At 51.6% G+C, this 8,313-nt stretch carries 7 protein-coding genes and 1 pseudogene; all 8 read left to right on the top strand.

All coding sequences use genetic code 11. The features are described 5' to 3' along the window. Window positions 1–292: pseudogene (tuf, locus tag ACDO57_RS23055) on the top strand (elongation factor Tu); the annotation flags it as partial. Between the two features lie 225 nt (window positions 293–517). Next, window positions 518–901, top strand: a complete 384-nt coding sequence (secE, locus tag ACDO57_RS23050) for a preprotein translocase subunit SecE (protein WP_014068449.1) — start codon at window positions 518–520, stop codon at window positions 899–901. A 1-nt stretch (window position 902) separates the two neighbouring features. Further along, window positions 903–1,448, top strand: a complete 546-nt coding sequence (gene nusG, locus ACDO57_RS23045) for a transcription termination/antitermination protein NusG (RefSeq protein WP_002438628.1) — start codon at window positions 903–905, stop codon at window positions 1,446–1,448. A 156-nt stretch (window positions 1,449–1,604) separates the two neighbouring features. Next, window positions 1,605–2,033, top strand: coding sequence for a 50S ribosomal protein L11 (gene rplK / locus ACDO57_RS23040; protein ID WP_008503452.1), 429 nt, complete (start codon window positions 1,605–1,607; stop codon window positions 2,031–2,033). 3 nt (window positions 2,034–2,036) lie between these two features. Then, window positions 2,037–2,741 (top strand): 50S ribosomal protein L1, encoded by a 705-nt coding sequence (rplA, locus tag ACDO57_RS23035; protein WP_006810530.1) that lies wholly within the window; start codon window positions 2,037–2,039, stop codon window positions 2,739–2,741. Between the two features lie 291 nt (window positions 2,742–3,032). Continuing rightward, window positions 3,033–3,530 carry a 50S ribosomal protein L10 gene (gene rplJ, locus ACDO57_RS23030; protein ID WP_005132895.1) on the top strand — a complete coding sequence of 166 codons (498 nt, stop codon included), beginning with the start codon at window positions 3,033–3,035 and terminating at the stop codon, window positions 3,528–3,530. Window positions 3,531–3,596: 66 nt separating this feature from the next. Further along, window positions 3,597–3,962 carry a 50S ribosomal protein L7/L12 gene (gene rplL, locus ACDO57_RS23025; protein ID WP_002445276.1) on the top strand — a complete coding sequence of 122 codons (366 nt, stop codon included), beginning with the start codon at window positions 3,597–3,599 and terminating at the stop codon, window positions 3,960–3,962. A 319-nt stretch (window positions 3,963–4,281) separates the two neighbouring features. After that, window positions 4,282–8,310 (top strand): DNA-directed RNA polymerase subunit beta, encoded by a 4,029-nt coding sequence (gene rpoB, locus ACDO57_RS23020; protein WP_024908260.1) that lies wholly within the window; start codon window positions 4,282–4,284, stop codon window positions 8,308–8,310. Window positions 8,311–8,313 lie beyond the last annotated feature (3 nt).

Below are 8,313 nucleotides of genomic sequence, written 5' to 3'. Positions count from 1 at the left end.
AATCAAGCCACACACCAAGTTCGAATCTGAAGTGTACATCCTGTCCAAAGACGAAGGCGGCCGTCATACTCCGTTCTTCAAAGGCTACCGTCCACAGTTCTACTTCCGTACTACTGACGTGACCGGTACCATCGAACTGCCAGAAGGCGTTGAGATGGTAATGCCAGGCGACAACATCAAGATGGTTGTGACTCTGATCCACCCAATCGCGATGGACGACGGTCTGCGTTTCGCAATCCGTGAAGGTGGCCGTACCGTTGGCGCGGGCGTGGTTGCTAAAGTTCTCGGCTAATCGCTGATAACATTTGACGCAATGCGCATGAAAAGGGCATCATTTGATGCCCTTTTTGCACGCTTTCACATCAGAACCTGGCTCATCAGTGATTATTTTTGTCATAATCATTGCTGAGACAGGCTCTGCAGAGAGCGTATAATCCCTAAAGGGATTATTTCGATTTGGCTCGCCTCGCAATCGCGGGGTGAAATTATTTGTAGAATTCTTCTGACAGGTTGGTTTATGAGTGCGAATACCGAAGCTCAAGGGAGCGGGCGCGGCCTGGAAGCGATGAAGTGGGTCGCTGTTGCCGTGCTGCTGATTGTGGCAATCGTTGGCAACTATCTTTATCGTGACATGATGCTGCCGCTCCGCGCGCTGGCAGTGGTGATTCTGATTGCTGCAGCGGGCGGTGTCGCGCTGTTGACGACTAAAGGTAAAGCAACCGTTGCTTTTGCACGTGAAGCGCGTACCGAAGTCCGTAAGGTCATTTGGCCGACTCGCCAGGAAACATTGCACACCACGCTGATCGTAGCGGCGGTTACCGCTGTAATGTCACTGATCCTGTGGGGACTGGATGGTATTCTGGTTCGCCTGGTTTCCTTTATTACTGGCCTGAGGTTCTAAGATGTCTGAAGCCCCTAAAAAGCGTTGGTACGTCGTTCAGGCGTTTTCCGGTTTTGAAGGCCGCGTAGCAACGTCGCTGCGTGAGCATATCAAATTACACAACATGGAAGAGTTATTTGGCGAAGTTATGGTTCCGACCGAAGAAGTGGTTGAGATCCGTGGCGGCCAACGTCGCAAAAGCGAGCGTAAATTCTTCCCGGGTTACGTGCTGGTTCAGATGGTGATGAACGACGCGAGCTGGCACCTGGTGCGCAGCGTACCGCGCGTGATGGGCTTTATCGGCGGCACGTCTGACCGTCCGGCGCCAATCAGCGACAAAGAAGTTGATGCGATTATGAACCGCCTGCAGCAGGTGGGTGATAAGCCGCGTCCTAAAACGCTGTTTGAACCGGGTGAAATGGTCCGTGTTAGCGACGGTCCGTTTGCTGACTTTAATGGCGTCGTTGAAGAAGTGGACTACGAGAAGTCCCGCCTGAAAGTTTCTGTTTCTATCTTCGGTCGTGCGACCCCGGTAGAGCTGGACTTTGCGCAGGTCGAAAAAGCCTAAGCAGCGATCAAAAAAGCGGCGATTTAATCGTTGCACAGGGCGCGAGATTGGAATACAATTTCGCGCCTTTTGTTTTTATGGGCCCCGGCCCGTAAAACGAATTTTATTCACGGGGAGCCTCCCTGAGGCGCTATCACCCAATCAGAGGATTTTAGAATGGCTAAGAAAGTACAAGCCTACGTCAAGCTGCAGGTTGCAGCTGGTATGGCGAACCCAAGTCCACCAGTTGGTCCAGCTCTGGGTCAGCAGGGTGTGAACATCATGGAATTCTGTAAAGCGTTCAACGCCAAAACCGAATCCCTGGAAAAAGGTCTGCCAATCCCAGTCGTAATCACTGTTTACGCTGACCGTTCTTTCACTTTCGTTACCAAAACCCCTCCAGCAGCAGTTCTGCTGAAGAAAGCGGCTGGTATCAAGTCTGGTTCCGGTAAACCGAACAAAGACAAAGTGGGTAAAATTTCCCGCGCTCAGCTGCAGGAAATCGCGCAGACCAAAGCTGCCGACATGACTGGTGCCGACATTGAAGCGATGACTCGCTCAATCGAAGGTACTGCACGTTCCATGGGCCTGGTAGTGGAGGACTAAGAAATGGCTAAACTGACCAAGCGCATGTCCGTGATCCGTGACAAAGTTGATGCGACCAAACAGTACGACATCAACGAAGCTATCGCTCTGCTGAAAGAACTGGCAACTGCTAAGTTCGTTGAAAGCGTTGACGTTGCCGTTAACCTCGGCATCGACGCGCGTAAATCCGATCAGAACGTTCGTGGCGCAACTGTACTGCCACACGGTACTGGCCGTTCCGTACGTGTAGCTGTATTTGCTCAGGGTGCAAACGCTGAAGCTGCTAAAGCTGCTGGCGCTGAACTGGTAGGTATGGAAGATCTGGCTGATCAGATCAAGAAAGGCGAAATGAACTTTGACGTTGTTATTGCTTCTCCAGATGCAATGCGCGTTGTTGGCCAGCTCGGCCAGGTTCTGGGTCCACGCGGCCTGATGCCAAACCCGAAAGTTGGTACTGTAACTCCTAACGTTGCTGAAGCGGTTAAGAACGCTAAAGCAGGTCAGGTTCGTTATCGTAACGACAAAAACGGCATCATCCACACCACCATCGGTAAAGTGGACTTTGACGCTGACAAACTGAAAGAAAACCTGGAAGCTCTGCTGGTTGCGCTGAAAAAAGCAAAACCAACTCAGGCAAAAGGCGTGTACATCAAGAAAGTTAGCATCTCCACCACCATGGGTGCAGGTGTTGCAGTTGACCAGGCTGGCCTGAGCGCTGCTGCAAACTAATGCCTTTACGTGGGCGGTGATTTTGTCTACAATCTTACCCCCACGTTTGCTAACGAAAGTTAGCGGCTAAAAGATTTGTTCGTTGGAGCCTGGCCTAATCCAGGCCTCCGTCGAAGACCGCAGGTGTTTCGCAAGAGACTTAATCCCCTGCGTAGACGGTGACAGAACGCTAAGATTATTTTTGGATACTCTGGCTTGTTTCTGCTCACCGTATTAAGACGCTCTTTCCGTTGGGAAGAGTGAAGTGAGTTCCGGAACATGAGTTCCGGCAAACATCCAGGAGCAAAGCTAATGGCTTTAAATCTTCAAGACAAACAAGCGATTGTTGCTGAAGTCAGCGAAGTAGCCAAAGGCGCGCTGTCTGCAGTAGTTGCGGATTCCCGTGGCGTTACTGTAGACAAAATGACTGAACTGCGTAAAGCAGGTCGTGAAGCTGGCGTATACATGCGTGTTGTTCGTAACACCCTGCTGCGTCGCGTAGTTGAAGGTACTCAGTTCGAGTGCCTGAAAGACACGTTTGTTGGTCCGACCCTGATTGCATACTCTATGGAACACCCGGGCGCTGCTGCTCGTCTGTTCAAAGAGTTCGCGAAAGCGAATGCAAAATTTGAGGTCAAAGCTGCAGCCTTTGAAGGTGAGTTGATCACGGCATCGAACATCGATCGCCTGGCAACCCTGCCGACCTACGAAGAAGCAATTGCACGCCTGATGGCAACCATGAAAGAAGCTTCGGCTGGCAAACTGGTTCGCACTCTGGCTGCTGTTCGCGATGCGAAAGAAGCTGCTTAATCGCAGTTATCTTTATAAAGCATTTGCTTACGTATAAACTTATTCTGATTTTCAGGAACAATTTAAATGTCTATCACTAAAGATCAAATCATTGAAGCAGTAGCAGCTATGTCCGTAATGGACGTTGTAGAGCTGGTTTCTGCAATGGAAGAAAAATTCGGTGTTTCTGCTGCTGCTGCTGTAGCTGTAGCTGCAGGCCCGGCTGAAGCTGCTGAAGAAAAAACTGAATTCGACGTAATTCTGAAAGCTGCTGGCGCTAACAAAGTTGCTGTTATCAAAGCAGTACGTGGCGCAACTGGCCTGGGTCTGAAAGAAGCTAAAGACCTGGTAGAATCTGCTCCAGCTGCGCTGAAAGAAGGCGTGAGCAAAGACGACGCAGAAGCACTGAAAAAATCTCTGGAAGAAGCTGGCGCTGAAGTTGAAGTTAAATAAGCCAACTTTTCTGGTTGCAGCCTAAGTAATTAGGCTGATGGCTGGTGACTTTTTAGTCACCAGCCTTTTTGCGCTGTAAGGCATCAGTAGCATTTCACACTGTTTGACTGCTGATTGTCCTGACAATGCATGTTTCTATCGACGACTTAATATATTGCGACAGGGTGCTCGCTCTGTGTAAATCGCGACGAAATGATTTAAGCGTGATAGCAACAGGTATTGCGGAAAGTATTCAATTTTCCGGTCCACAAAATGGTGTTGCACAAACTGTCCCTTCGTCGGACAGATGGGTCGACTTGTCAGCGAGCTGAGGAACCCTATGGTTTACTCCTATACCGAGAAAAAACGTATTCGTAAGGATTTTGGTAAACGTCCACAAGTTCTGGACATTCCATATCTCCTTTCTATCCAGCTTGACTCGTTCCAGAAGTTTATCGAGCAAGATCCTGAAGGGCAGTACGGTCTGGAAGCAGCCTTCCGCTCCGTGTTCCCGATTCAGAGCTACAGCGGTAACTCCGAGCTGCAGTACGTCAGCTACCGCCTTGGCGAACCGGTGTTTGACGTTCAGGAATGTCAGATCCGTGGCGTGACCTATTCCGCACCGCTGCGCGTAAAACTGCGTCTGGTGATCTACGAGCGCGAAGCGCCGGAAGGCACCGTAAAAGACATTAAAGAACAAGAAGTCTACATGGGTGAAATTCCACTCATGACTGACAACGGTACTTTCGTTATCAACGGTACTGAGCGTGTTATCGTTTCCCAGCTGCATCGTAGCCCGGGCGTCTTCTTCGACAGCGATAAAGGTAAAACACACTCTTCCGGTAAAGTACTGTATAACGCACGCATCATTCCTTACCGTGGTTCATGGCTGGACTTCGAGTTCGATCCAAAAGACAACCTGTTTGTCCGTATCGACCGTCGTCGTAAACTGCCTGCAACCATCATTCTGCGTGCACTGAACTATACCACTGAGCAGATCCTGGACCTGTTCTTTGAGAAAGTGATCTTTGAAATCCGCGACAACAAGCTGCAGATGGAGCTGGTGCCGGAACGTCTGCGTGGTGAGACCGCGTCGTTCGACATCGAAGCCGACGGCAAAGTGTATGTGGAAAAAGGTCGCCGTATCACCGCGCGCCACATCCGCCAGCTGGAAAAAGATGATATCAAACTCATCGAAGTTCCGGTTGAGTACATTGCAGGAAAAGTAGCCGCGAAAGATTACGTTGACGAGTCAACGGGTGAACTGATCTGCCCGGCGAACATGGAGCTGAGCCTGGATCTGCTGGCTAAGCTGAGCCAGTCTGGCCACAAACGTATCGAAACGCTGTTCACCAACGATCTGGATCACGGTGCGTATATCTCTGAGACTATTCGCGTCGACCCAACCACCGATCGTCTGAGCGCGCTGGTAGAAATCTACCGCATGATGCGTCCTGGTGAGCCACCAACTCGCGAAGCGGCGGAAAGCCTGTTCGAGAATCTGTTCTTCTCCGAAGACCGCTACGATCTGTCCGCGGTTGGTCGTATGAAGTTCAACCGTTCTCTGCTGCGCGACGAAATCGAAGGTTCCGGTATCCTGAGCAAAGACGACATCATCGAAGTGATGAAGAAGCTCATCGATATCCGTAACGGTAAAGGCGAAGTGGACGATATCGACCACCTCGGCAACCGTCGTATCCGTTCCGTAGGCGAAATGGCGGAAAACCAGTTCCGCGTTGGCCTGGTACGTGTAGAGCGTGCGGTGAAAGAGCGTCTGTCTCTGGGCGATCTGGATACCCTGATGCCTCAGGATATGATCAACGCCAAGCCGATTTCTGCAGCAGTGAAAGAGTTCTTCGGTTCAAGCCAGCTGTCTCAGTTCATGGACCAGAACAACCCGCTGTCTGAGATTACGCACAAACGTCGTATCTCTGCACTCGGCCCAGGCGGTCTGACCCGTGAGCGCGCAGGCTTTGAAGTTCGAGACGTACACCCGACTCACTACGGTCGCGTATGTCCAATCGAAACGCCTGAAGGTCCAAACATCGGTCTGATCAACTCCCTGTCCGTGTACGCACAGACGAACGAATACGGTTTCCTCGAGACCCCGTACCGTAAAGTGACCGACGGTGTTGTAACCGACGAAATTCATTACCTGTCTGCTATCGAAGAAGGCAACTACGTTATCGCTCAGGCGAACTCCAACCTGGATGACGAAGGCCACTTTGTAGAAGATCTGGTTACCTGCCGTAGCAAAGGCGAATCCAGCTTGTTCAGCCGCGACCAGGTTGACTACATGGACGTTTCCACCCAGCAGGTGGTATCCGTCGGTGCGTCCCTGATCCCGTTCCTGGAACACGATGACGCCAACCGTGCATTGATGGGTGCGAACATGCAACGTCAGGCCGTTCCAACTCTGCGCGCTGATAAGCCGCTGGTTGGTACCGGTATGGAACGTGCTGTTGCCGTTGACTCCGGTGTTACTGCGGTTGCTAAACGTGGCGGTACTGTTCAGTACGTCGACGCATCCCGTATCGTTATCAAAGTTAACGAAGACGAGATGTATCCGGGCGAAGCAGGTATCGACATTTATAACCTGACCAAATACACCCGTTCTAACCAGAACACCTGTATCAACCAGATGCCTTGCGTATCTCTGGGTGAGCCAGTTGAGCGCGGCGACGTGCTGGCAGACGGCCCGTCCACCGACCTCGGTGAACTGGCGCTCGGTCAGAACATGCGCGTAGCGTTCATGCCGTGGAACGGTTACAACTTCGAAGACTCCATCCTCGTCTCCGAGCGTGTGGTTCAGGAAGATCGTTTCACTACCATCCACATTCAGGAACTGGCATGTGTGTCCCGTGACACCAAGCTGGGGCCAGAAGAGATCACCGCTGACATCCCTAACGTGGGTGAAGCTGCGCTCTCCAAACTGGATGAATCCGGTATCGTTTACATCGGTGCGGAAGTGACCGGCGGCGACATTCTGGTTGGTAAGGTTACGCCTAAAGGTGAAACCCAGCTGACGCCAGAAGAGAAACTGCTGCGTGCAATCTTCGGTGAGAAAGCGTCTGACGTTAAAGACTCTTCTCTGCGCGTACCAAACGGTGTTTCCGGTACGGTTATCGACGTTCAGGTCTTCACCCGTGACGGCGTGGAGAAAGATAAGCGTGCTCTGGAAATCGAAGAGATGCAGCTCAAACAGGCTAAGAAAGACCTGTCTGAAGAACTGCAGATCCTCGAAGCGGGTCTGTTCAGCCGTATCTATGCGGTGCTGGTTGCCGGTGGCGTTGAAGCTGAGAAGCTCGACAAACTGCCACGCGATCGCTGGCTGGAACTGGGCCTGACCGACGAAGAGAAACAAAATCAGCTGGAACAGCTGGCTGAGCAGTATGACGAACTGAAACACGAGTTCGAGAAAAAACTCGAAGCGAAACGCCGCAAAATCACTCAGGGCGACGATCTGGCACCAGGCGTGCTGAAGATTGTTAAGGTGTATCTGGCCGTTAAACGTCAGATCCAGCCTGGTGATAAGATGGCAGGTCGTCACGGTAACAAGGGTGTTATCTCTAAGATCAACCCGATCGAAGATATGCCGCACGATGCTAACGGTACGCCGGTAGATATCGTACTGAACCCGCTGGGCGTACCGTCTCGTATGAACATCGGTCAGATCCTGGAAACCCACCTGGGTATGGCTGCGAAAGGTATCGGCGACAAGATTAACGCCATGCTGAAGCAGCAGGAAGAAGTCGCGAAACTGCGCGAATTCATCCAGCGTGCCTACGATCTGGGTACCGACGTGCGTCAGAAAGTCGACCTGAATACCTTCAGCGATGAAGAAGTGCTGCGCCTGGCTGAGAACCTGAAAAAAGGTATGCCAATCGCAACGCCGGTCTTCGACGGTGCGAAAGAAGCTGAAATTAAAGAGCTGCTGCAACTGGGTGGTCTGCCAACGTCTGGTCAGATTACGCTGTTTGACGGCCGTACCGGTGAACAGTTCGAGCGTCCGGTAACCGTAGGTTACATGTACATGCTGAAACTGAACCACCTGGTCGACGACAAGATGCACGCTCGTTCTACCGGTTCTTACAGCCTGGTTACTCAGCAGCCGCTGGGTGGTAAGGCACAGTTCGGTGGTCAGCGCTTCGGGGAGATGGAAGTGTGGGCGCTGGAAGCATACGGCGCGGCATACACCCTGCAGGAAATGCTCACCGTTAAGTCTGATGACGTGAACGGTCGTACCAAGATGTATAAAAACATCGTGGACGGCAACCATCAGATGGAACCGGGCATGCCAGAATCCTTCAACGTACTGTTGAAAGAGATTCGTTCGCTGGGTATCAACATCGAACTGGAAGACGAGTAATTC

The organism is Enterobacter cloacae complex sp. 2015409 (genome assembly GCF_041365315.1).
In the GTDB taxonomy this organism is placed as follows: Bacteria; Pseudomonadota; Gammaproteobacteria; order Enterobacterales; family Enterobacteriaceae; genus Enterobacter; species Enterobacter pseudoroggenkampii.
Note: the sequence above shows the minus strand (reverse complement) of the source record. Positions and strands in the feature narration are given on the sequence as shown.

Coding starts and splice junctions, on each gene's coding strand:
- rplA (WP_006810530.1), top strand. CDS start 2,037: ATGGCTAAACTGACCAAGCGCATGTCCGTGATCCGTGACAAAGTTGAT.
- rpoB (WP_024908260.1), top strand. CDS start 4,282: ATGGTTTACTCCTATACCGAGAAAAAACGTATTCGTAAGGATTTTGGT.
- rplJ (WP_005132895.1), top strand. CDS start 3,033: ATGGCTTTAAATCTTCAAGACAAACAAGCGATTGTTGCTGAAGTCAGC.
- rplL (WP_002445276.1), top strand. CDS start 3,597: ATGTCTATCACTAAAGATCAAATCATTGAAGCAGTAGCAGCTATGTCC.
- nusG (WP_002438628.1), top strand. CDS start 903: ATGTCTGAAGCCCCTAAAAAGCGTTGGTACGTCGTTCAGGCGTTTTCC.
- rplK (WP_008503452.1), top strand. CDS start 1,605: ATGGCTAAGAAAGTACAAGCCTACGTCAAGCTGCAGGTTGCAGCTGGT.
- secE (WP_014068449.1), top strand. CDS start 518: ATGAGTGCGAATACCGAAGCTCAAGGGAGCGGGCGCGGCCTGGAAGCG.